This window comes from Bradyrhizobium sacchari (assembly GCF_002068095.1).
Taxonomy (GTDB): domain Bacteria; phylum Pseudomonadota; class Alphaproteobacteria; order Rhizobiales; family Xanthobacteraceae; genus Bradyrhizobium; species Bradyrhizobium sacchari.
Map to the genome: position 1 here is coordinate 21,373 of NZ_LWIG01000024.1, position 21,212 is coordinate 42,584.

Below are 21,212 nucleotides of genomic sequence, written 5' to 3' on the forward strand. Positions count from 1 at the left end.
CCGCCATACCGTTGACACACGCGATCACCGGCTTGTTGAGGTCACGCAGTCTCTGCAGTCCACCAAATCCACCGACCCCATAGTTGGCAGTGACTTCATCTTCGCTGGCGGCGGCCTTAAGGTCCCACCCGGCGCAGAAGAACTTATCGCCGGCGGTCTTGAGGATGGCAACGCGCAGCTCCGGATCGTCGCGGAACGCCTTGAACGCCTCCCCCATCAGCCGCGACGCGCCCATATCAATCGCGTTGGCCTTTGGCCGATCCAGCGTGACTTCAAGGATCGCACCTTCACGGCGTGTGATAACAGTGTCAGCCATTCTTTTTCCCCTGAAGCGAGTGCACGTACGTTTCCTCTGTGAGAGATGGCGTTGACGCTGATGCGAGAAGCTGGAGTCAAACCCGAAGTCAAATGCCTCGACGGCGCGACGCGAGCATTACGCCGCTCAGATCCGTCACGCGCGTTACCGATTCTCCGGACAAATCGCGCGGCTCGCTCAATCCCCCGCTTTTGTGGGTTGCTTGGAAGCCATATGAGAAGCCACCCCCGACATTTCGGGTTCAAATGGCGCAAAGATTGATTCAATCCACCGCGACGCTGCTTTCGCGCCTTCAGTACGTAGCAACTCTCGGAAGCGCCGGTACTCGGAGTCCGACTTGTTGATAATCAAGTCGCTCGCGTAGCTATATCGCAAAGCAGAATCAAGCCCGGCCGCGTGAAGCGTATTGTTGAGTGACCTCTTGCTCCACACCAAGGTTGGCAGTGCGACACGGGATATACGCTTCGCGATGCGCGTGACCTCCTCTTCGAGGCTTGCCTTAGGGAACACACGGTTGACGAGGCCGAGACGGTGCGCCTCCTGGGCATCGATCACGTCGCCGGTGTAGACCAGCTCGCGGCAACGCTGACCGATCACATGCGACATAATCGGGAGTTCCGTATCGCCAGCCGCGAACCGGACCTCGATCGCCCCGAAGCGAGAATCGTCGGAACAGTAGCGCAGGTCACACCAGAGGGCTAAGTCCAAGGCCCCTGCGAGACAGTGGCCGTTGATCATCGCGATAACCGGCTTAGAGCAGTGGAACACGGAATGTAGAAACTCGCAGGCGTGGTCAAGAAGCTTCTCCAGATGATCGAACGTCCATTCCGCACGTTCGGACGGGCCAAACTCCGATTTGTCTTCGGCCATATCGAATCCACTGGAGAAAGACCGATCGCCAGCTCCTTTAATTACAATCACGCGCACGTCTGGATCGCGCTCGGCGATCGCGATTGCATCCAAGAATTCGTTGCAGAGCTTGATCGAAAGCGCATTTCGCTTGTTTGGTCGGTTCAATGTGATCCACGCGACACGGTCGTTCGCCTCGTAGAGAATGGTGTTATGCATGAGATGCCTCCAGATACGCTAACGCCGATATCTTGCTGGTGGGTTGCCTCGGGCGCCCGGACAATCCGAACTGTAAAGCGCGTACGATGGCAAAAACCGCGCATTTTTGAAAAACTCGGACGAAATCCTGCGAACTATATGCCTGAAAAGACACTTCTTTCAAACCTCGACTGCACGATAGACACACAGAAGGCGGCCATCTTCAATTCGAATTCGGCGTCGCGCTTTTCCAAATAGTAAGCACCCCTGTGCGGCTTGATTTCCTCTTTTTGAGAACCCCACACACCGTCCGCTCGACCAGATTGGCCAGACACTTGGATCGGGCAGTTAGCCTTGCTCGCGCAATTGGCGCACCAACGATTGGCGTCATGCGATAGCCGTGATCCAGGCGCGCGGCGCCGGTCTGAATGGTAGCGTCAGTCGAGCCGCGCGATTTGCTTCCGCCATCCGCGGAATTCGGGACCGTGATACGGCACCATGTTACAGTTATAAAACTCCACTACTAATGCAGCGAAGCCTGCAACACGAAACGGTCGCGCAGCCACCGAATTTGCGAGCCGCGCCACTGCGACCGTTCCTGCGGGAGGACGACCACCCCTAGGCTCGAGATGGCCCGATGCGTCATTGCCGCCCAACGGTTTGAGCGTAACGACGATACACCGCTCCTGCGATCGGTCTGTTCAATCGTGGACTGGCGCTTGATCGCTCGCAACGGATACATGCATCGCGCAGATGCTTGCGCCACAAAGGCCTTGCACTTGGATCGCCTTCGTCTGCGTTGCGCGCGTTGCGCATCTTATTGCCACGAAGGAATCGGCGATTTGCAACACGGCGCCGATTGCCTCCAAAGCATCTCGGGGGCGTGTTTCACCCAAGGTCGAGAGCTAGGCGCTTGGCTTTGGCTTTAACCGCTTAAGTGTGCCCGAGAAGGTCAATAATTTACGCTCTCCGGACGTCAATTGACCTCGCACGAAGACCATCGAGCGTCCAGCGCGGGTGACTTCACCCGTTCCTACGATCAGGTCGCCTTCGCCGGCAGCGTCGAGAAACTCACATCCGAGAGTGACAGTCACGCTGTCTCCTCCTTGCTTCACCGGGACAGGAATCACGCCTGCGCAAAAGTCGGCAAACGCCACCAGGCAGCCGCCATGGACGATACCGGTGTCTCTGACGTGCTTCTTTTCAACTCGGAAGGCGCAACGCATGTTGCCATCAGCCTCTTGCCGATAAAAGAACGGGCCTACATTGATCTCAAAGCCTCCGTCGTCGTAAAGCTTCCACCCTTTGAACTCGCCTTCGGCAACAACTTGCACGCGGGAGGCCGTGAAATTCGCGTAGTCGCTCATAATATGTCCTCGAATTTTCCGATTCGATTGATCATCCGTCGCCGTACTTGGGATTTTCCGCAGCAAAGAATTCACTGGTTGGGCAGACGTCTTTTGGATAAGGGACAGTAGAATGACTGGAGCGCTTAAAGACGGCGAACTCGGCCCGCATCTGCAGCTAATCTGCGAATGTGGAATGATATGTGGGTCCACGCTCAAAATGAGGTATCGCTCGGTGGCCCTGCGCGGATCCTGGTCCGAATGACTTTGGCTATTGCTGCTGCGGGCTCATCATTAGCCTGAAGCGTCCAAACAATGCCCCGTCCGCGCGGTGGCAAAATCCTCGGGAAAGACTGCGCGGCCGCTGAATTTCAGCGAAAACTGCTGCATATTGCAGAAATCGATACAGGATTACTTCTAGAGTAAGAAATCCGTAGGGACCGGTCGAGTGCGCATCCCACTGGGTCCTCAGAAGCTCAATCTACAAGACGCGACCGTCTTGCATGTCGACAATAAACCAAGGACATTGAATCATGTCAGGAACGAAGGAACGAGAGGGTTCAGACCTCATTCAGATCGACATGAAGGAATTCGAGCCCTGGGTCGGCGTTCCACACGGTGGCGTCCAGATGAAGGTTCCCTTTGTCAATCAAGATTTTCAGCGCTGGGTAACACACACTGACAACTATAATCCGCTTCATTTCGATGAGAGCTGGGCGGCGGCGAGCCGGTTTGAGCAGATCGTTGCGCCTCAATCGTTTACCGGTATCCGCGCGGCCGGCGACGACTTTATTTTTATGAGCAAGACTCTCATGGCCGGCTTTCACGTCAGCGATGAGTTTTTCTTTTACGGGCCACGAATATACGCCGAAGACCAGCTGTTCATCGATCGGGTGCTCTCGTCGGCTCGTCCGACGAACACGCGTTACGGTCCGAGCGTTTTCCTCAACTTCGGTATCACGTTCGCAACGCAACGAGGGATCGTCATCAAGAAGCGATCTACAGTTATGGCTCACCCGAAAGAGAACGGGTTGATCCTCGGTAAAGGCAAGCTCGAGACTGCCGCGCCGGTCCCGCCCGAGCCTGAATGGACCGACGCCCAAATCGACGAGTTGCGCGAGGCAAAGCTCGCGTATGTGCGAACCTTCCGAAACCACGGGAAGCGGCTCTTTAGTTCGGTTAAGGTCGGGGACAAGCTGCCTCGCGCGATATTCGGCCCCCACACAGGGCTCACGTTCCTCTACACGGATGCTTGCTGCGCCGAAGACGTGTGGGGACTTACACATGTGCCCGATCAGCCACCGCTCCTGCCCAGGAATTCAAATTTCGGTTACGACATCCCCGACCTTCCTGAGATGCCGCTCAACAGACCTCGGTTTGTGATGAACGATGGTCGCGGCCGACACGTCTACGATAAGGCTGCGATCCGCGGCGGCCTGCCTCGCTCCTTCGCGATTGGCTCTGCCATGACTATTTGGGCTACTGATCACTTGGCGAACTGGGCCGGCGAATGGGGCTTCCTGCGGCACCTCACAATTCGTTTCAACAGCTCAATTTGGAGTGGTGACGTCACCTATATCGACACGGAGGTGACTGAGCTTTCACCGGGACCAGCAGGTCACGGAACGGTCCACCTCGCTTACCACCTGGTTAACCAGGATGGCCTCCGACAATGCAGTGGCACCGGAAAAATTGAGCTTCCGCTCGAATAGCGAGGCGCAACGCGACAGGCCGCGATCAGATTGCCTTCTGGCGTCCATCTCTAGGACGAAGGCAAACTGGCGCCTGTTAACGCAAGCTGGCTATCATGACGACAAAGTGCTGCGGCTGTTCGGGCATGTGGCGGGCACCCAGATGGACAGAGTGTTTCATCCGCCGCGGGACTTGTCCCGCGGCGATCTTGTAGCATTACTTGCGTGCGCTTCGATTCCTGGCATGTTTCGGGCGAGCGACTTGATTTGAATCCATCTTCGAGCGCCCAGGCGGTCATAGACAAAGATGTCCGCGCCGACAGCGAAGCAGGCTTCAGCCATCGTCGAATCCAAGTCGCAGGGAGTTGCATGTGATCTGGGTGATTTTCCGGCGAATTTGGATAATTCAGACCTTCTCACAAGAAGGAGGCTTGGAAGCCGGAGGTTAGTCAGAAACTCAACTTCTGGCATCCCGCGAGGCACTACGGTTTCAATTCCTGAGCTCCGGGCGCCGGAATCAGCTTTTGGTACGGAATGGAGTTGAGTCTTGTGAGGTGGGGCTGTGAGAAGGCTTCAGCGGGCGCGGGCCAGCGATACGCGGTGCGCGCGGCACGTCCAAGTAGCCATTCTTTGTCCGATTCGGAAAGCAACAGGGAATCACGCAAATAGAACAGCAACTCGCCCCAACTCGATCCTAAGCGGTCATGCGTGAAGTCGCTTGCCCACATCAGACGCTCTGGTCCGAATGCGTCTAGTGCACGAATTAATTGTGCCTGAAGATCTACGTACGGATACGGTCCGGCCTCGAACCAACGATGTGCGTGGCTCCACTTCAACCAAAGATTTGCATGCGATCTTCCAGCGGACAGGATCGCCTCCCAATCGACCGATGAGGCCGGCGCGCCACAATGATCGAGCACGCAGCGCACATCGGGGAAACGCGAGAGCACTCCCTCTAGTGCAGCGTAAGCACTCCGCCCGAAAACGTTCACAGTGAGATCATGCCGTCGCGCGAGCTGCAGGATTTCATCGTAGTCTCCGTCGACGAGTGCGCGCAGCTCCGTTGGATCAATTGTAATAATTCGGACTGCTTTGCATCCAGGCGTGTCAGCCAAAATCGAAAACCAGGATGCGAGCGCAGGATCCGTGCGCTCGACACGCTGGAGGATCGCGAAGCGATCTGGATGCTTCAACACAGCTGCCTGGGCCAACGGGCTGATCGGCCGCTGACCGCCAGTACGGAGGGACGCCGAAGGCAGCTCGCCTCTCGGCCCATCTCCCCAGTATTCGTCGATGATGACGCTCTGGATTCCAATCGCGTTCATCGCCGCAAGAGTTTCGTCAAGACCAAGCGTGAAAAAGGCGTGAACTTGGCTGTCGACAATGTCCATGATCGTGCTCCCAGATGGTATGGCGATCTGAACGGCTCGATCACGTTTAGAATGCCCGCGCAGGGTCGCCGCACGTACGCGCTTCCTTGGCCTCGAGATAGGCTCTGTTGAACGGAGTCCCAACTCCGGCGCAAGGCACCAATTCGGTCACCTGTATCCCGGCGTTGCGTAACGCCGCAGCTTTCTCGGGATTGCCGCTCATGAGCCTGATCGTGGAATATCCGAGAACAGCGAGCATCTGTGCCGCATCGGAATAATCACGCTCGTCATCTGAGTACCCCAGCACGCGGTTTGCCGAGAAAGTATCTAGTCCGTCCTCCTGCAGGACGTACGCATCAATCTTTGCTGCCAAGCCGATCCCGCGGCCTTCCTGACGCAGATAAAGGATCCATCCTTCGTCTACATCAAGTTTCGACAGCGCCCGTTTGAGTTGCGAGCCGCAGTCACACCGCAATGAACCAAAGACATCGCCCGTAACGCATTCCGAGTGGATCCGCACGAGTGGTATGCCCGAAGGATCGCCGACCTTGATTGCAAAGTGATCGGTTCGGGACAGACCATCAAAGGTGTAAAACTTGGTCGGTCTGGTGAGTCCATTGAGCGGGATGAAGGAAACGGCCCGAACGCGTACCTTAGCGGCGTGCATCACAACGTCTCGTCAAGTGAAGAGGTCTTGCTCGACTGGCCGAACGTAATCGCGGCAGGTGGCTCCGCCCGTACGGTCCCATTGCAACCCTCGAACGACCACAGCCGGTGTACCAGCGTTCTTGACCATTAGAAGCCCCGATGCGGCGGCCAGCTCATCCGCCATTGCCTGTTCGGACACATTCAGCCGCCGGCCATAAGCATCGGTCTTCCCTACCCAGCTGATGATGGGCGGCACATCGGACGTACCTAAAGCGACGTTGACAAGGGCCTTGCGCCATGGTCGTCCGAACGTGTCAGTCACGATCACTCCGGGCTTCTGTCCATTGTAGCGAAGAATGCTCTCGGCGATCCGCGACGCACTCGCGTCCGGATCAACCGGCAGAAGCAACAGCTGGCCCTGCGTCGAGCCAAGGTTCGACTCGTCGATTCCAGCGTTGGCAGAAACCCAGCCGCTTTTGTGGCGAGCGATGATGATTCCGTCGGGGGCCGCGTTCGAAACCCGAAGGATCGCTGAACTCTCATCAAGGATTGCCTGAACTTTCCGAGCGTCCTTGCCACACCGCTTGGCGATGTCCAGCGCCTCAGCGGAGGGTACGATTTCCGACAGCACGCGGAAGCGTCCCTCGCTCTTCGAGACGATCTTCTGTGCGACGAGGATAATGTCGGACTCGCGCAATTCTTCACACGAGGCCCGCGCCGCCTGTGCCAGAATTGCACCGACGTCATCGCCTGGTTGCACGTCGGGAACACCCGGAATCGCGAAGAGCTCGAGTCGCATGGTTCTAGCTGGCGTCCGTTAGAGAGGAGAGTTTCTGGCTCAGGACCAGGCAGTCCGCCACCGTGTCGACGTCGTGGCCCAGGAAAGGCCACTGCTTCGTTACCGAGCTCAAGGCAGCAGCAGAAGCCACATCGGCGTGGCGTCTGGCCGAATCGAAGCCATAGCAAAATTCAAATCGATCCGTTCGGGTCAGATTGATCAACAGCGCATTGGTACCGCCGTCATGAGCGCGTGCGACAACGACGTCAAACCGTCGTCCGTGGTCCAACAGCTCATCGAGCTCTGATCGCAACCATATTGGGATGTCCGCTGGGACGATCAACAGTCGGTCACACCCCCGTGTTTTCGCCCAGATGAATGCGCGCTCGGCGGCTTTATTCAAGCCGCGCGTGCTCTCTTCGACCAGCACCACCGCGCTGCACGCAGTAGCTTCGGTGGCTATGCGCCGCGAAGGTGTGACTACCAAGCGTTCAAAATCAGGAAACTGCGCACCGAAGAAACTCTGTGCCCTGCGGAATAGCGCTAGCGCCATTTTTTCGCGCTGAGCGGCCGTCAGCGCGTCTGCAAGCCGGCTCTTTGACTCTGCCGGATCCTTCATCGGGATCGCAACCACGGTCCTCATCCTGCTACTCCCGTCGTTCTGCGCGCGCTCGCAAGTTCAATGAGTCGCCTCGCAAGATCTTCGGCGCGGGGTGCGTCAGGAATCAGTATGGGCATCGCTGTCACCTGCAATGCGCATCCGCGCGAAAAGTTGGCCGCGTCCCGCGTGTCGCCGTCGTCAACGACAAATACGTCCACAAAGTCCGAGTAGATCGCAGCGATGTCGGAGTTCGATGAGCCGATCCCGAGATCGCTCATTAGCTTCACCAGTGGCCCCTTGATCGCTCGCCCTCCGATGAGCGGCGAGACTGCCACCTTCAATCCAGGTGCGTGATGCAATGCTTCTCGCATGCCTCCTACTTCTAGCATGGGAAGGATCGAAAGGTAAGGGTTCGATGGCGCTAGCACGACGATATCCGCGGCGCGGAGTGCGGCGCGTACGCGGTCCGTGATCTGAGCCCTATGCGCGGCCTGGAAGCGCAACTTCTTTACAGCGGGACCGGCACGGTCGCGCACGAACCACTCTTGAAACCTCAGGAGCCCAGTCGCAGATTCCACCATTGTCGGACACTCCTCGTCCGAAACAGGTAAGAGAGCACAGTGGACGCCGAACCGATGACTGACTTCTTCGGTCACCGCAGTGAGCGATGCACCTTGCGCGAGCCGCGATGTACGGTAGAGATGCAACCCGAGGTCTGCGTCGCCAAGCTTCATCCAGGCGCCTGGAGAATTCAGCTTGCGAAGAACCTCGAGCGCACGCGTGCCATCGTCTGCGGCACCCCAACTTTGCGTCCGATCAACAACCCCGGAAAGCGTATAGAGTACCGTATCCAAGTCCGGGCAGACATATAGGCCATGGAACCGATCGTCGTCACCGACATTCACGATGATGCTGAGATCGTCCGCGGGAACGATTCCAGCAAAGCCGAGTGCCATGCGAGCGCCTCCTACACCGCCGGCGAGGACTGCTACTTTCATGCTTAGCGCCTCACTCAGCAGCCACGTACCGGTGACGAAGGAAATCGATCGGGTCATGCGGCCGCGGTTTGAGAGGCCCGATGTCCACTGGCTCGTGATCCGAGAACTCCTCGAGCGTTTCGTAGAGCGTGCTCCGGCGCACCGGCGTACGGCCAGCGTGGCGGATCAACCTGACCATTTCGACCGGAGTCAGCTCCTCGCCGAAGTCGGCTCCCGCCGATCGCGAAATTGACTCGTCCATCAGCGTCCCGCCGAGGTCGTTGACGCCGGCGTGGAGCATCTCGGCTGCCATTTGCGCACCGAGCTTCACCCATGAAACCTGAATGTTGTCGATCCAGCCCGCGAGCATCAGCCTCGCAATAGCGTGCATCTTGAAGTTTTCTTCCTGGGTGGCGCCTGCGCGTACACCAGGGATCGCGCGGTCCACGTACAGGGGCGACTCGGCATACACGAAGCTCAAGGGCACGAACTCTGTGAAACCACCGGTCTCCTTCTGGATCGACCGGATCAAGTCGATGTGCGCAGCCCAATGGGACGGACCGTCAATGTGCCCGAACATAATCGTCGACGTGCTGCGAAGCCCGATGGAATGCGCCGCCCGGATTGTGTCGACCCACGCCTCCGTGGTCAGCTTGTTTCGGGTCAGCTTCCTCCGCACCTCGACATCAAGGATCTCGGCTGCAGTACCTGGCATCGAGCCGAGCCCTGCTGCCCGAAGCTCCAGCAGGAACTCCCGCGTCGACATCTTCCGCTTGTGCGCCCCGAACCAGACTTCGAAAGGCGAAAAGGCATGCACGTGCATGCGCGGCACTTGGCGCTTCACAGCGATCAGGAGGTCGCGGTAGTACGTCGGCGGCAGATCAGGATGAAGACCACCCTGCATGCAGACTTCCGTCGCACCACGATCCCACGCAACTTGCGCGCGGTGTGCCACCTCGTCCATGCTGTACCAGACCGCGTCAGGGTCTTCCTTACGCTTGGCGAAGCCGCAGAAGCGGCATCCCATGTAGCACACGTTCGTGAAGTTGACGTTCCGGACGATGACAAAGCTGGCCCTGTCCCCGACCCGCTGCTCGCGGACAATGTCCGCGGCCCGTACGATCGCCGGAAGATCTGCAGACGCCGCGCCGAACAGGGTCTCACCGTCTTGGCGCGTAACCTCGCGGCCCAATAGGGCGCCTTCAAGAATATGCCTAACTTGCCTGCTGCTCTGGCTAAGGAGTGCCTCCCAAGACTTCGCCCGAAGGGTCGACGGTTTGAATGGCTGGGCGCTATGCATGCAACTTTCCTTTAGCTTGCGTCGGCGTGAGCCTGATGGGCCGCGTAGCCATCTTCACGCGCGAGACGGCGAAGTGCCTCGTGAGTGACCGGACGAAGATACTTTTCGGGCTGCCGAAGATAGAGCGGATATGTCGTCAGCCGCTCCACCAAGCGCATGCCCTTCTGCTTGGTACGAAATGCGATTTCCTCGACCGCAGGCCAGGCACACTCTGGATTAATGTGGTCCGCAGTGAGCGGAGACACGCCACCCCAGTCATTGATGCCGGCGTCCAGATAGCGCTCGAACGCTTCATTCAGGTTGGGCGGCGCCTGCAGGGAAATTTCTACCGGCAGCATGAGACGGGCGATTGCCAGAGTGCGAAGCATATCGGTCATGTCCGGTTCGCGATGAGTTGCCATCGCCGTCCCGAGCTTGGCCCGAAAGTTCTGCACGATCACCTCCTGGATGTGACCATGTCGCTCATGAATATCGACGATGCTCTGCAGACTTTCGATTCGCTCATCCCAAGTCTCGCCGATGCCAATCAGGATTCCCGTTGTCATCGGCACGGACGCTTCGCCTGCGGCATCAAGCGTCCGGAGACGTTGCAACGGCACCTTGTCCGGGCAAGCGTAGTGCGGCATCCCCTTGCCGATCAGCCGACGGCTCACGTTTTCGAGCATCAAGCCGGCGCTGCCGCTCACTTCTTTGACGCGCTTAAGTTCGTCCCGGCTCATGGTTCCAGCATTGACGTGCGGGATCAACGAGGTGTTCGAGATAACGAGCTCACACATTGCGATGACATAGTCGATCGTCGATCGGTAACCGAGGCTCGCGAGCATGTCACGAGCTTGCGGGTACCGCAGCTCGGGCTTCTCTCCCAGGGAGAACAACGCTTCTTTGCATCCGAGCTCTTCGCCTCGGGACGCAACACGTAGCACCTCTTCTGGGCTCAAGTATCCGGCGCCAGACTCTCCCGGTTGCTTGACGAATGTACAGTATCCGCAACTGTCACGACATAAATTCGTCAGCGGAATGAACACTTTCCGGGAGTACGTGGCAATCGCCCCCCAGTACGCATCCCGCTTCGCCGTCGCCTGGGCGAACAGCTGCCCGAGTTCGGCATCTTCAACCGCGCGGAGTCCAAGCAAGCCTGAGGCGCTCACTACAAGGCTCCTTCGGTGATGGCCGCCGAGAGATTGCGCCCATTCGCGAGTGACGGAGCCGCTGCGGCGTAGCGCTTCATGTTCAAGAGCTTCTCATGACAGATCATACGCCGGAATGGCCGGGTCGCCAAATCCTGATGCCGGCGTGGCTGAACGGCACCTTCTTGCTCATGTTCAGCCGGATCAGGATAGGTGTAATTGCCTCGATGCACCGAGCGTTCACCGCCGGGCCACAGTTGTACGCTTCGACGCCTAGCCGCTTGATCAGGTCAACGGCAGCGTCGGTTGCCTCCAAGTCATCTCCGCACGCAAGGATGTCGCAGTTGATCTTCTCATCAAGTGCATTGAGCGTGTGGGCCGAGACGTTGTGCAAAGCGCCAACCACCTTCATCTCACTTCCAAGCAGCGCCTGCGCGGCCTCAGTTGCCGATCCCTCCTTCGGCATCGCTACAGCCCGGGGATTCGCTGCTGCCAAAGGGACGACCAGATCGACCAGCACCTTGCCGGAGAGACGGCTCTTGATTGCAGCGAGCGTTGCATCATGACCGGCGTAAGGCACAGCCACTAACACGAATTGCTCGGCCGCATCGACTGCGCCCAGGTTGTCGCACCCATGGATGTGGGCCTCTGATCGGCCATTGAGTTTCTTGTTCAGCTCCTCTGCGATCGCCGCTGCGCGATCGCCGTCGCGCGAGCCAAGGGCAACGCTTACGCCCGCAATTGCGAAGCGAAGTGCGAGCCCCTGGCCCTGCGGGCCGGTCCCGCCAAGAATGGCGATTGTCGTGTCGGAATTCATGTAAGACCGTTTACTCCGTTTGGTCACTCCGGCAGCGAGCAACGTCATTCCTGCCGACAGCTACTTTCCTTTGCCGACGCTTTCCCACGCTTTGAAATCGTACGCGCGCGGCTCGTCGTCGCCCTCCAACTGCCAAAGGATCGTATTGGGCCAATTGTCCCCGACGCGGCCGAAGCCGACTAGATATTTGGCATCGACCTGGCCCGAATTACGATAGTCGGTGCCAAAGCCATTAGGAACGAACAAAGAATCGTACTTGCCGAGTCGGAACCATTCAAGGTTATTGACATTCGGCCCGATGCCCCATTCCATCTCGCCCTCCAGGACGAAGATGAAAAGTTCTGCACCTGGTGTGATGTGAAAGGGACGCGAACGGCCGAAAGGCAAGGCGAGGGCCATCATCCTGAAGCTCGCGCCGCCCACCCCAGGGTCCAGCATGGCACGCTGCCATCCGACCTTTTCTGGCCTCAGCGAGGAATCCCAGTTGGCCCTGCGCTCATCCCATTTGACAACGAACGGCTTTTCTTTGCCTTCGATCATCGACACATTCTTGTTCGCCACAGCTTGATTTTTCATCGGCTTTATCCGGCCTTTCACCATTTATTTTCGGGGAAGACGAGTGGGGCGATCTGCTCTCTCAGCGTAGTGAGCTGCTTGACGAAAAGTTCGTGCGGAATGCCCTGAACCTTCATGACCACGAGTTCGTCAAACGGAAACACCTTCCGGAGCCTCGTCAGGCGCTCCACGATGTTTTTGGGTGTATCGACGAGCATGCGGGGCAGCATACTTTCCAACCCAGCCCGATCGGCCTCGCTCCATTTCTGAGCCTGCTCTGGCCGCTTGTTCGAAGCATACCCTTCGTCATACTTGCGCGATCGATAGAGAAAGGCCGGACCAAGGAATTCGTGCCAGTCGTCCTTGTAAGTCTCGGATGCCCAGATCGTCGACATCATAGGAAGCTGGAAGTCTTCCAGCTTACGACCATGCTTCTGCAGCGAAGGAAAAAGCCATTCGTTCCAGAACCTTCCGAGATCCTTCTCATGATCGAGATGCCACGTGGCCAAGTTGCCGTCCATCAGGCGGGCAGACCGATCCGTAGCCGCTTGTGATTTCGTACCCCCGATGATCGGGATTGGTCGCTGCACAGGCGGCACCACCAGCGGCAGTCCGTCCGGCAAAGGGCCGCCTGCGAAGCCCTGCTTGATGAACTTGACACCCTCTTCCATCAGCTTGCCGCGCTGATTCCACGGCACTCCGAACGCCTTGTACTCAGTTTCGTATGCGCCGATCCCGAGTCCCAAGGTCAGTCGGCCATGCGATAGAACGTCGACGACGCACGCCTCTTCGAGGATTCTTCTGGGATGGTTCGTTGGGACTTGCGCGATGCCAGTTCCCAAGCGGATTCGCTTCGTTTCTCTTGCGAAGGCGGCAAGGGTTGTGAGCGGCGCGGGACAGAAGCCGTCATCCATGCAGTGGTCTTCAGGAATCCACACGGTTTTATAGCCGAGTTCATCCGCGTGCCGCGCCACCTGAATTTGTTCGTCGTAGTGCTTGGGCGTGATGGGCGCCCCGTTTATGTTTCGCATGTCCGTCAGGTAGCTAATTGCCATGCCAATCTCCGAGTGTGAGGTAAGACGATCTCCCGCAGCGCGGCATTATCCCTTCTGCGGGCTAATCGAGGATGTTACGCTGGGTGACAACCGAACATGTAAAGCAGATCTTGGGACCAATAACGGCAAAATGGGCCAGAAACTCGCAGGAATACTGCGACATGCGCCGCGCTCTTGACGTCCGCCGCCTGATATCAAAATCAGTCCTTAAGCACGAAAAGTGCGTTTCGTCCGATGCGATCATGGACGGTCGCGCAGGTCCACTCCGCCGCGACTCGCGCCCCCCCATCGCCGCCCCGAAATCGGCCGCATCAAAGATCGACTGAGTTATCCCAAGCCATCGTCAGGCGCGGCGGTACGAGTGGCGTCCTTCGGGTTCCACCCTATTGCGCCCTTTATCCTGACCCATACCGCCAAGACAGAAATCAACAGGAACTCCGGCAGCGACAAGAGCCATGTCTTCAACATCAGCACCAATTGGCTTCGAGCCGCGAGCAGCTATTGCAAATTTCACGTTGCGAAGATAGCCATCGTGGGATTCAGTCGCGCCGCAGGTGCCGCACTTGGCGCCGACAGCATGCGTGTCAACTGAATCGCGTCTGGCTGCTTCGATCGAAATCAACCGCGAACGGCACGATTTGCGGCTGGCCGGCCATGATCGTGAGCTACGGCTTGTCCAGAAAGCCGCGTAAGCCGTCGGTAAGCACAGAGCTAGGAAAAACTCATGCCGGTCTCGTCGAGGAGATCGAGACGATCCTAGACCACAAGCCATCGCTCGTCGCGCGAGGGCCCAATATCCAAATGCGGCGCCGCCCGTCTGTTTGGCCGCGAATACACGGCTGGGACGCCGGCACTGCCAGCAATTTAGGATGAATTGAATGTCGGTCGGTCGCGCTTGTTATCCGCCCGTGTTCTGTTCGTGAGCAACTCGGGGTTCATGTCCGGGAGCCGATGCGTTTGCGCGCGGAAAGGACGACAGGACAGCGGACGCCGCAGCTACTCTTTCTGAGACGTCTTAAATCGTTTGAGCAACGCAGAAGTGGCCCGCGCCAGGAGCATTGTATCAATGCCGACGGCCACGAACGTAGCGCCCAACTCGATATACCTCCGCGCTAGCGTTTCGTCGGGGGCCAAAATACCGATCGGTTTCCCGGCTGCCCGGACGCTCCGAAACGCAGCCTCAATCTCCCGTTGGACCTCGAGCCGAGTAGGCTCTCCGAGATACCCCAGCGTTGCAGCCAAATCCGACGGACCAACAAAAATGCCATCGACGCCATCAACTCTGGCGATCTCCTCGATGTTGGAGAGCGCCGCCTTCGTTTCCACCTGGAGAAACAAACCTATCTCTTGCCGCGCATTCTCTAGATAGTGGTGCACGCGTCCCCAGCGACTAGCCCGCGTCTGGGTCGCGACGCCTCGTACACCCTCAGGCGGAAACCGAGTGGCGGAGACCAACGCCTTTGCTTGCTCGGCCGTATCCACCATCGGGATCAAGAGATTCTGAACGCCGATGTCCAGCAGCAATTTGACGGTTACGGCGTTTCCGGTTGGCGGCCGCACCATAGCCGTAGTTGGATAGGCTTGCACCGTCTGCAACTGGGCCAGAATGGTGCGGTTGTCGTTCGGCGAATGCTCGCTGTCTAAAAGCATCCAGTCGAAGCCAGCACCAGCGCAGATTTCAGCCGCTACAGCATCCGCAAGACAGCACCACAAGCCGATCTGCAGCTCGCCCTTGGCAAGGGCTGCCTTAAAGGCGTTGTGAGGAAGATCATTGGTCATGATAAGCCGCGCTGATCGGGAGAGGCAGGAACCAAGCCGGCACTCCGAAGCTGCCGAGCGCGGGAAAGCTAGACAAGCCCGAAGCCCGTTTAATGCGTTCCTCTTTCATCCCTGCAGTATTGGAGCGTAATTTTGCGTAAGGCGACGAAAGGCTGCGAATTGAGTGGCTCGGCTTCCACTAGAATTCTTTTCTAGCAGGACCAGGGCCCGCACCTGACTTTTCGTCGACGCGCCGAGATGCCGGTTAGTTCGCTGGCACGTCCTCTTAACACTGCCCTGCTGCCGCAAGCGGAGCGCTCGCATTTCTTGCTCTGTCACAATCAGGAGTTGGGTTTTCCTGTCTCCCCATACCCCTTTGTCTCCGCGCCGGCCAGTGTAGCGGCGGTGCATGCATGCCCACAACGCTTGCCCGGGGCTTCTTCTTCAGCCAGCGCCCGACGCGCTGCCACAGCCACCAGTCGAGCGTGCTGAACGCACTGCTGGCTCCGCTGGCGTACCGATAGTGGTTTCGCCATTCGGTCACCGCGCAAGTGACAGAAGCGGTATATGATTCACCGACCGGGCGAGCTCGCCTGATTATTCTTGATGTGGTAGACATGAAAGACACGAATCCCTCTACAGAAGAGCACTCCTGACCCGGCGTGAACATGCGCGGATCGACGCCAGGCAGAGGCAGGCTTCATCACTCCACATCTTCCTATAGCGGTCGCCACGGCCCGCGACCGGCTACGCCATTTCTCCTGCGGGTTTTCTAGCGAGAATGTCTTCGTCAGCTTTCACGACGCTGACTGCTCTCATCGCCAGCTGGGCCAGCACTTCGCTTTTGTGAAGCCGACTGCCATTCATCGCAATTCCAAGGGTGAGAGCGACGTATTCGCAGGAAATCGGCGCCGCGAGCGTGTTAGAGGAGGCAGTCGTTGATACGGTCAGGGCATCGAAGCATCGACAATGCGGCGACGGCACTGCTCGAAAGCGGGATGAGAAAAGAGAAATCATGACATGAGCATCGTCCGGCCGGCATCAGCCCAGCTCCCGACTGAGCTGATCGCAAAATTCAAGCAAGTCGTCGGCGAGAAAGATGCCCTGACGGATGCGGCAGATATCGAGCCCTACGTCACCGAGGAACGCAAATTGTTCCGCGGCCTCTCGGCCTTGGTCCTGCGTCCGGCCTCGACGGCCGAGGTCGCTGCAATCTGCAGGATCGCAAACGAGTACAACATTGCTCTGGTGCCGCAGGGCGGCAACACCGGCCTAGTCGGCGGCCAGACGCCGCTCAATGGCGAGGTGGTCGTGTCACTGCGACGCCTGGACAAGATCCGCGAGATCGATACGGCCTCAAACACCATGGTCTGCGAAGCAGGTGTGGTGCTGCAGGCCGCGCAGCAAAAGGCATCCGAGGTCGATCGTCTGTTTCCGCTTTCGTTGGGTGCAGAGGGAAGCTGCACAATCGGCGGTAATCTCTCGACGAATGCGGGCGGCACGGTGGCGCTTGCTTACGGTGTGGCGCGCGAGATGGCGCTCGGGCTTGAGGTCGTTCTGGCGGACGGCCGCGTCCTTAACGCACTGTCGAAGTTGAAGAAGGACAACACTGGCTACGATCTGCGCAATCTGTTCGTCGGCGCGGAAGGCACGCTCGGCATCATCACGGCGGCAACGCTGAAACTGTTTCCGAGGCCGCGAGCGATCGAAACCGCGTTCGTCGGGCTGGAATCGCCGGAGCTGGCGCTGAAGCTGCTCACGCTCTCTCAAAACGAAGCCGCGGGCACGCTGACAAGCTTTGAACTGCTCCCGGAGATTGCGGTGGATTTCTCGGTCCGCCACGGCATCGACGTCCGCGATCCTCTCTCGAAACGACATCCTTGGTACGTTCTGATGGAATTGTCCTCGCCGCGGGAGGATGCGCGGGCCACGCTGGAAGCGATCCTCACTCGCGGGATGGAAGAGAACATCGTTGAGGACGCAGTCATTGCGGCCAATCTATTTCAGCGCGCGGATTTCTGGAAGCTGCGCCACGAATTGGCGAGGGCGCAGAAGCCCGAGGGCGGCTCAATCAAGTGCGACATCTCCGTGCCTATCGCGGCCGTACCTACCTTCATCGCGGAAGCGAATGCTGCGGTGGTGAAGCTCATTCCTGGCGCGCGACCGATGCCCTTCGGGCACCTGGGCGATGGCAATCTCCATTACAATGTTAGTCAGCCCATCGGGAGCGATAGTGCAGACTTCCTCGGGCGCTCGCATGATGTCGATGCGGTGGTGTACGAGATTGTGCTCCGAATGGGAGGCTCGATCTCGGCAGAGCACGGCATCGGCCTACTTAAACGGGAAGAATTGTCTGATCTGAAGGACAAGGTCGCGATCGAGCTGATGCGCTCCTTTAAGGCCTTGCTCGATCCGCTCGGCATCATGAATCCCGGTAAGGTTCTTTGAGTAATGGGTTTCTCAGTGCCACGCTGACAGGTGTAACCGAAACCGCAGTGAGCTATGGCGAAGCTTGCGATTGAGCGATTGAGCTGCCCTGAACGTCTGAACATCGAGAGCGTAATCACGGCAAGGCTAGTCGCGCTCTCTACTTCACAAAAAGTTTGCGAGGCGTTGACGAGAGCGGTTCATGCCCAGTCTCGGTAACGGCAAATGACTGAGTGATGGCAATACCGACATCGTCGAGCCACAAGCCGGGCATCATGTGGAAACACATGCCAGGCTGGAGAACTGTTTCGTCGCCCTTGCGCAGACTTGCTGTCCGCTCAACCGCGCCAGGCGGATAACCGAGGCCAATCGAGTATCCCAGCCGCGCTTCCTTCTCCAATCCGTGGCGGGCAAGTGAGCGGCGAAACACGCTTTCAACTTCAGAACAGGTAAGGCCGGGACGGACGTGGTCCAAGGCTGCGTTCATCGCTTCAACTGCCACGTCAGCCAGGTTCTGGAAGGCCGGCGATGGGGGGCCGACCGCGATCGAGCGACTGAGATTGACCTGATACCGAAGTCGGTTTCCGAACAGCTCGAGGTTCAGCGTTGTCGATTTGGGCAGGGGTTTGTCGGTCCATGCCGCGTGCGGAGCAACCGCGCGCTCGGCAACGCAAAGAAACGGAGGGGCACACCCGTAGGAGCCTCCGAATTCGGCGGTGCCAGCGGCCATCTGGTAATAAACTGCCGCAGCAATGTCGCACTCGCGAACGCCCGGCGCGGCGACATCAATAGCGCGCTGCATCATCGCGTCTGCAATTGCTCCGGCTTGACGCATCAAGGCGAGTTCGGCCGGACTCTTGACGACACGAATCCAGTTTACGAGCAAATCCGCGTCGACAAATCTCGCCTCCGGCAACGCCCGGATCAGGTCCGCATGGGCCTTCGCCGAATAGTAATAGCCGCCGAGCTCAACGCCGATGCATGCCTTCTCGCCTCCGAGATCTCTGACGGTCTGGGCGATCACATCGAACGCGGAAAGGGTCGCCGAGTGAACGTACTTGTCTTCGTATGCATGGACGTTCTGGTCGTCGAGATAGGTCGTCATGACGGCGGAAACGCGGTCCATGAACCGTCCGATCCAGACCGGCTGCTCATGTTTCAGGGATACGATGACGAACTGTGGCACATAGTAGGAATAAGCGTCATAGCCGGTCAGGTAGTTCATGTTCGGCGGCTCAGAGATCATCAGAACGTCGATCCCGCGCTTTTCCATGGCAGTCTTGACCGCGGACAGACGCGCCTGAAACTCCCCCTTCTCGAAATGCAGCTCTTTTCTCACGTCTATCCCCGTTTCCGATGCCAAGAAGCTTGCTTGATTTCCAGCGCAGAGCCGACCTCACTTGCTTTATTCTACGGCGAAACTGCGCCGCGATGAAGCAAGAGTCAGTCAGAGATTGCAGTTATCCGACAACATGGACGATCTGATGCAGAATTGAACCAGCTGAGCGATTGCTGCTTCATGTATTCGAGGTCGTCGCTTGCGGCTAGCTTTAAGATTTGACGCTTTCCCATATGCGAGGACAGCGAGTAGTATGGTGTGCAATCGATCCATGACTATTGCGCCATCGCTTGGACCTTGGGCCTGACGCGCCACCACGTGACATAGAGCGCCACCAGCCAAAGGATCGGCAGCAATGTGAGCAGAGATCCGATCGCAGCGATCGTCGGGTCAAGTTCGTTGCGCATGTTTTCCCACATTTTGAGCGGAAGCGTGCGGATCGCGAACCCGCTTACGAGGGACGTTTGCACCACCTCGTCGAACGAATGGATGAAAGCAAACAGCGCCCCGCCGATGATGCCTGGCCGGATGAGCGGCATCGTTACGCGCACCAATGTCTGGATAGGGCTCGCCTGCATGCTCAGCGCGGCCCGTTCGAGTCGGCGGTCAAAAGTCGCCAGTGTGGCCGACACGATGACGACGGCATAGGCGGTAGCGCCGACGCTCTGGGTAAGAACAATGCCGCTTACGGTGCCCACCAGCCCGATTTTTGCCATTCCGAAGTAGATCGCAACACCGACCACGATGGCTGGAAACGTGATTGGCGCCATAAGGCACATGGTGAAGGAAGACCGTATCCGCGGGGTGGTGCGGCTAAGTCCATAGGCCGCAAGCGTGCCGACGATTGTGGAGAGAGCCGCGACGATCAGCCCGACCTGAACGCTTGTCCAGAGGGCACCCGTCCAGGATGGGTCGCCCAAAAAAGACCGGTACCATTGAAGGGACAAGGTCGACGGCGGAAACTCCAGATACGCTCCGCCGCTGAACGACATCACGACATCGAGCATGCCGGGTAGGAGCAGGAATGTCATCACAAGAGCCAAAAAGACGGAACCGGCAAGAGCCGACGAGTTGCCGGCGCCAGTTCGCTGATACAGCTGTCGCGTCCAGCGTGCGGCGCGGAACTTGTCGGCTACTGCTTTCATTCCTCTAGTTACAATGGAAGAGCGAAAGACCCGTCTAGCCCAATGCTCCTCGTGGAATCGGTCCGGGCGCACCCGTTCGCCTGACATGTCCAGCCCGAGGACAGACAGTACTATCGCGGCGATCGCAAGCAGCATGAAGGCTGCGGCGGCAATGACACCGATACTGAAGGAAGTCTCGATTTGATTTGCGATAAAGGTGGAGAGCATGACGTCACGCAATCCACCCAGAGCCTGTGGCGTGATATAGAAGCCAAGGCAGATGACGAAGACGAGAACAGTCCCGCTGCGCACGCCTGGAAGACTCAGAGGCAAGAACACGCGCCAAAAAGCGGTGAAAGGCCGCGCTCCCATACTTCGCGCTGCTGCCACCAAGGACTTGTCGATACCCTGCATGACACTTAGCAGCGGCAGGATCATAACCGGCAGCATGATGTGAACCATGCCGATGTAAACGGCCAGTCGGTTGTAAATCAGTGGAAGCGGACTTGAGATCAGACCAAGATCAATCAATGTGCGATTGATCAGCCCATTGTCCCCCAGGAGGACAATCCATGCATATGTGCGGACGAGGCCGCTCGTGAGCCAGGGAAGAAAAACAAGCACGGTCAGGGCTACTCGGGCTCGTTTGGGCGCAGCCGTAATGAGATAAGCCGTTGGGTAGCCGATGGCCAGGCAGAGGAGCGTGGCAATGACGCTTATCTCGATCGTCTGAAAGAGGATGCGGACGTTGGCACCGCGGCTCAGAAACGCTTCATAGTTCGACAGCGAATATTCAGGCGCATTCAGGCTGGCAAAGAAAAAGAAGATCGTGGGAATGCCGAAAACGGCAATGAGAATGGTCAAGGCGGGAACGGTGAGCCCGAGCGGATTGCGGGAAACGTTGCGGAGAATATCCATCAATGTGCCTCTTTCGTA

Annotated in this window: 21 protein-coding genes; 3 read left to right on the top strand and 18 right to left on the bottom strand. The window is 58.2% G+C overall.

All coding sequences use genetic code 11. The features are described 5' to 3' along the window. The 3 genes from A5906_RS44870 to A5906_RS23780 all read right to left on the bottom strand — a co-directional run. Positions 1–316 (bottom strand): enoyl-CoA hydratase-related protein (locus A5906_RS44870; protein WP_245326874.1); only part of this gene is annotated, 316 nt, incomplete at its 3' end. Positions 317–493: 177 nt separating this feature from the next. Then, complete coding sequence (locus A5906_RS23775; RefSeq protein WP_080137723.1) at positions 494–1,384, bottom strand: enoyl-CoA hydratase/isomerase family protein; 891 nt, start codon at positions 1,382–1,384, stop codon at positions 494–496. A gap of 884 nt (positions 1,385–2,268) precedes the next feature. Further along, a complete protein-coding gene (locus tag A5906_RS23780; protein ID WP_080137724.1) occupies positions 2,269–2,730 on the bottom strand; it encodes a PaaI family thioesterase in 462 nt (153 codons plus the stop codon). A gap of 512 nt (positions 2,731–3,242) precedes the next feature. Here A5906_RS23780 and A5906_RS23785 point away from each other — a divergent pair. Then, positions 3,243–4,421, top strand: a complete 1,179-nt coding sequence (locus tag A5906_RS23785) for an FAS1-like dehydratase domain-containing protein (protein WP_080137725.1) — start codon at positions 3,243–3,245, stop codon at positions 4,419–4,421. A gap of 461 nt (positions 4,422–4,882) precedes the next feature. Here the strand turns inward: A5906_RS23785 and A5906_RS23790 are convergent, their stop codons facing one another. The 10 genes from A5906_RS23790 to A5906_RS23835 all read right to left on the bottom strand — a co-directional run bounded on the left by A5906_RS23790 (position 4,883) and on the right by A5906_RS23835 (position 13,628). Next, the gene (locus tag A5906_RS23790; RefSeq protein WP_080137726.1) at positions 4,883–5,791 is read right to left on the bottom strand and encodes an amidohydrolase family protein; all 909 of its coding nucleotides are present in this window, start codon (positions 5,789–5,791) and stop codon (positions 4,883–4,885) included. 46 nt (positions 5,792–5,837) lie between these two features. Next, a complete protein-coding gene (gene ribA, locus A5906_RS23795) occupies positions 5,838–6,437 on the bottom strand; it encodes a GTP cyclohydrolase II RibA (protein ID WP_080137727.1) in 600 nt (199 codons plus the stop codon). A 12-nt stretch (positions 6,438–6,449) separates the two neighbouring features. Then, a complete protein-coding gene (gene cofE, locus A5906_RS23800) occupies positions 6,450–7,217 on the bottom strand; it encodes a coenzyme F420-0:L-glutamate ligase (protein WP_080137728.1) in 768 nt (255 codons plus the stop codon). A gap of 4 nt (positions 7,218–7,221) precedes the next feature. After that, a complete protein-coding gene (gene cofC, locus A5906_RS23805; RefSeq protein WP_080137729.1) occupies positions 7,222–7,839 on the bottom strand; it encodes a 2-phospho-L-lactate guanylyltransferase in 618 nt (205 codons plus the stop codon). Beyond that, positions 7,836–8,852, bottom strand: coding sequence for a 2-phospho-L-lactate transferase (gene cofD / locus A5906_RS23810; RefSeq protein WP_080137730.1), 1,017 nt, complete (start codon positions 8,850–8,852; stop codon positions 7,836–7,838). Before cofD ends, cofC begins: the two co-directional genes overlap by 4 nt. Further along, positions 8,806–10,074: a 5-amino-6-(D-ribitylamino)uracil--L-tyrosine 4-hydroxyphenyl transferase CofH gene (gene cofH, locus A5906_RS23815; protein WP_080137731.1), complete on the bottom strand. Its 1,269-nt coding sequence runs from the start codon at positions 10,072–10,074 to the stop codon at positions 8,806–8,808. The genes cofD and cofH overlap by 47 nt, the downstream gene beginning before the upstream one ends. Positions 10,075–10,085: 11 nt before the next feature. Beyond that, on the bottom strand, positions 10,086–11,222 hold the full coding sequence (gene cofG, locus A5906_RS23820; protein ID WP_080137732.1) for a 7,8-didemethyl-8-hydroxy-5-deazariboflavin synthase CofG: 1,137 nt from the start codon (positions 11,220–11,222) through the stop codon (positions 10,086–10,088). 103 nt (positions 11,223–11,325) lie between these two features. Then, positions 11,326–12,018: an NADPH-dependent F420 reductase gene (npdG, locus tag A5906_RS23825; protein ID WP_080137733.1), complete on the bottom strand. Its 693-nt coding sequence runs from the start codon at positions 12,016–12,018 to the stop codon at positions 11,326–11,328. Between the two features lie 60 nt (positions 12,019–12,078). Continuing rightward, on the bottom strand, positions 12,079–12,594 hold the full coding sequence (locus A5906_RS23830; RefSeq protein ID WP_161495426.1) for a cupin domain-containing protein: 516 nt from the start codon (positions 12,592–12,594) through the stop codon (positions 12,079–12,081). Positions 12,595–12,611: 17 nt separating this feature from the next. Beyond that, positions 12,612–13,628 (bottom strand): LLM class flavin-dependent oxidoreductase, encoded by a 1,017-nt coding sequence (locus A5906_RS23835; RefSeq protein WP_080137735.1) that lies wholly within the window; start codon positions 13,626–13,628, stop codon positions 12,612–12,614. Between the two features lie 361 nt (positions 13,629–13,989). Between A5906_RS23835 and A5906_RS41655 the strand changes: the two genes are divergently transcribed. Next, positions 13,990–14,220 carry a hypothetical protein gene (locus A5906_RS41655; RefSeq protein WP_136615456.1) on the top strand — a complete coding sequence of 77 codons (231 nt, stop codon included), beginning with the start codon at positions 13,990–13,992 and terminating at the stop codon, positions 14,218–14,220. A 404-nt stretch (positions 14,221–14,624) separates the two neighbouring features. Here A5906_RS41655 and A5906_RS23840 read toward each other — a convergent pair whose 3' ends face one another. The 3 genes from A5906_RS23840 to A5906_RS41660 form a co-directional block, all read right to left on the bottom strand. Next, positions 14,625–15,407, bottom strand: a complete 783-nt coding sequence (locus A5906_RS23840; protein ID WP_080137736.1) for an aldolase/citrate lyase family protein — start codon at positions 15,405–15,407, stop codon at positions 14,625–14,627. A 265-nt stretch (positions 15,408–15,672) separates the two neighbouring features. Next, positions 15,673–16,056, bottom strand: coding sequence for a group II intron maturase-specific domain-containing protein (locus A5906_RS23845; protein ID WP_080137737.1), 384 nt, complete (start codon positions 16,054–16,056; stop codon positions 15,673–15,675). A 77-nt stretch (positions 16,057–16,133) separates the two neighbouring features. After that, the gene (locus A5906_RS41660) at positions 16,134–16,403 is read right to left on the bottom strand and encodes a hypothetical protein (RefSeq protein WP_136615457.1); all 270 of its coding nucleotides are present in this window, start codon (positions 16,401–16,403) and stop codon (positions 16,134–16,136) included. A gap of 3 nt (positions 16,404–16,406) precedes the next feature. Here A5906_RS41660 and A5906_RS23850 point away from each other — a divergent pair, with 3 nt between their 5' ends. Next, positions 16,407–17,834: an FAD-binding oxidoreductase gene (locus A5906_RS23850; protein ID WP_080137738.1), complete on the top strand. Its 1,428-nt coding sequence runs from the start codon at positions 16,407–16,409 to the stop codon at positions 17,832–17,834. Between the two features lie 139 nt (positions 17,835–17,973). On the opposite strand, the gene A5906_RS23855 is transcribed toward A5906_RS23850, so the two are convergent. Next, complete coding sequence (locus tag A5906_RS23855; RefSeq protein ID WP_080137739.1) at positions 17,974–19,152, bottom strand: M24 family metallopeptidase; 1,179 nt, start codon at positions 19,150–19,152, stop codon at positions 17,974–17,976. Between the two features lie 275 nt (positions 19,153–19,427). Next, positions 19,428–21,194: an ABC transporter permease subunit gene (locus A5906_RS23860; RefSeq protein WP_080137740.1), complete on the bottom strand. Its 1,767-nt coding sequence runs from the start codon at positions 21,192–21,194 to the stop codon at positions 19,428–19,430. Between the last annotated feature and the right edge of the window lie 18 nt (positions 21,195–21,212).

Excerpts from the sequence above, each read along its gene's own strand:
- cofH (WP_080137731.1), bottom strand. The coding sequence starts at position 10,074 with ATGCATAGCGCCCAGCCATTCAAACCGTCGACCCTTCGGGCGAAGTCT.
- A5906_RS23785 (WP_080137725.1), top strand. The coding sequence starts at position 3,243 with ATGTCAGGAACGAAGGAACGAGAGGGTTCAGACCTCATTCAGATCGAC.
- npdG (WP_080137733.1), bottom strand. The coding sequence starts at position 12,018 with ATGAATTCCGACACGACAATCGCCATTCTTGGCGGGACCGGCCCGCAG.
- cofD (WP_080137730.1), bottom strand. The coding sequence starts at position 8,852 with ATGACCCGATCGATTTCCTTCGTCACCGGTACGTGGCTGCTGAGTGAG.
- cofC (WP_080137729.1), bottom strand. The coding sequence starts at position 7,839 with ATGAGGACCGTGGTTGCGATCCCGATGAAGGATCCGGCAGAGTCAAAG.
- A5906_RS41660 (WP_136615457.1), bottom strand. The coding sequence starts at position 16,403 with ATGATTTCTCTTTTCTCATCCCGCTTTCGAGCAGTGCCGTCGCCGCAT.
- A5906_RS23830 (WP_161495426.1), bottom strand. The coding sequence starts at position 12,594 with ATGAAAAATCAAGCTGTGGCGAACAAGAATGTGTCGATGATCGAAGGC.
- A5906_RS23835 (WP_080137735.1), bottom strand. The coding sequence starts at position 13,628 with ATGGCAATTAGCTACCTGACGGACATGCGAAACATAAACGGGGCGCCC.
- A5906_RS23845 (WP_080137737.1), bottom strand. The coding sequence starts at position 16,056 with ATGTTCACGCCGGGTCAGGAGTGCTCTTCTGTAGAGGGATTCGTGTCT.
- cofE (WP_080137728.1), bottom strand. The coding sequence starts at position 7,217 with ATGCGACTCGAGCTCTTCGCGATTCCGGGTGTTCCCGACGTGCAACCA.
- A5906_RS23840 (WP_080137736.1), bottom strand. The coding sequence starts at position 15,407 with ATGACCAATGATCTTCCTCACAACGCCTTTAAGGCAGCCCTTGCCAAG.
- A5906_RS23790 (WP_080137726.1), bottom strand. The coding sequence starts at position 5,791 with ATGGACATTGTCGACAGCCAAGTTCACGCCTTTTTCACGCTTGGTCTT.
- ribA (WP_080137727.1), bottom strand. The coding sequence starts at position 6,437 with ATGCACGCCGCTAAGGTACGCGTTCGGGCCGTTTCCTTCATCCCGCTC.
- A5906_RS23775 (WP_080137723.1), bottom strand. The coding sequence starts at position 1,384 with ATGCATAACACCATTCTCTACGAGGCGAACGACCGTGTCGCGTGGATC.
- A5906_RS23860 (WP_080137740.1), bottom strand. The coding sequence starts at position 21,194 with ATGGATATTCTCCGCAACGTTTCCCGCAATCCGCTCGGGCTCACCGTT.
- A5906_RS23850 (WP_080137738.1), top strand. The coding sequence starts at position 16,407 with ATGAGCATCGTCCGGCCGGCATCAGCCCAGCTCCCGACTGAGCTGATC.
- A5906_RS23780 (WP_080137724.1), bottom strand. The coding sequence starts at position 2,730 with ATGAGCGACTACGCGAATTTCACGGCCTCCCGCGTGCAAGTTGTTGCC.